We start from the raw sequence: 1,141 nt of genomic DNA, 5'->3' as shown, positions 1-1,141 counted from the left end.
CGTGTTTGGATGGACCCATGACCAGCACCGCACCGAACCCGCTCGCCGCCGCCGCGGCCGGGTTCGATGCCGTGTGGCAGGGCGCGCTCGACGCGATCCGTCCAGGCGCAGGTGTCGCGGAGCAGCTCGAGAACATGAACGACGAGGCGATCCTCCAGGTCCTCGACGAGCTCGGCGCCCTGCAACATGCGGTCGAGGTCCTCGCGGCCCGCGTCACCGGCGCGATCGCCCTGCGCCCGTCGCCCAGTGGCCGCGACGGCACGCTCGTGCGGGCCGCCGGTTACGCCAACCCGGGCGTCATGGTGTCCGAGCGGTGGCGGGTGGCGCGCGCCCGCGGCGCCGCGATCGCGGAGGTCGGAGCTGCCATCACGCAACCGCGAGGCTTGCTCGGCGAGCTGGAGGAGTGCCCGTTCCCGGCGGTCGCCGCCGCCCTCGAACCGGCATCTGAACCCCGCGACAACGCCGAACCGATCCGCGATCTCGACGCCACTACCGCCCAGGCCGACGGACCCAGCGGATCATCCTCGTCGGCCACCACGGATGGTGACGCGTCCGCTGCTCACGGCAGCCCACCGGCACCCCTGAGCGTGGATGGAGCCGCGGTCATCGTCCGCGAGCTCCGCAACGCCGGCCGCATCTGCACCAGAACCGACCTGCAGGCGGCGGCGGTGATCGCGGTCGAGCACGCTGCGCAGGCGCCCCTGCAGGACGTCACCCGCATCGCGAAACTCGTCCGCACCCGCCTCGACCAAGACGGCCGCGAACCCCGCGACGAACTCCTCCGCCGAGCAGAACGCTGCACCATCCACGAACTCCCCACCGGCATGACCCTCCTCCGCGCCGAGCTCGCCCCAGAAAGCGCCGCCTTCATCCGCGCCGGCCTCGACGCCCTCATCGGCGCCACCCTCCGCCGACCCCGCTTCATCAACCCCGACACGGCCGACGCCGCCGACCAACCCGACGGGTCAGGTCACCCCATGCCCGACGGGCCGTCGCTCATCCCTATCGACCGGCGACGCGCCATCGCCCTCACCGAGACCTTCCGACACCTGGCCGGCTGCAGTGGCGCCGCCACCGAACTCACCCCCGTCACCGTCATCATCCGCACCGACCACGACACCCTCGAAACCGGCATCGGTGC

Annotated in this window: 1 protein-coding gene; it reads left to right on the top strand. The window is 72.4% G+C overall.

Annotated elements, in window-relative coordinates; all coding sequences use genetic code 11:
* Positions 1-17 precede the first annotated feature (17 nt).
* Positions 18-1,141: DUF222 domain-containing protein (locus tag ITJ62_RS18835; RefSeq protein WP_194605508.1), on the top strand; the 1,124-nt coding region annotated here is incomplete at its 3' end.

Origin of the sequence: Plantibacter sp. VKM Ac-2876 (genome assembly GCF_015350715.1) — a bacterium.
GTDB lineage: Bacteria > Actinomycetota > Actinomycetes > Actinomycetales > Microbacteriaceae > Plantibacter > Plantibacter auratus.
Note: the sequence above shows the minus strand (reverse complement) of the source record. Positions and strands in the feature narration are given on the sequence as shown.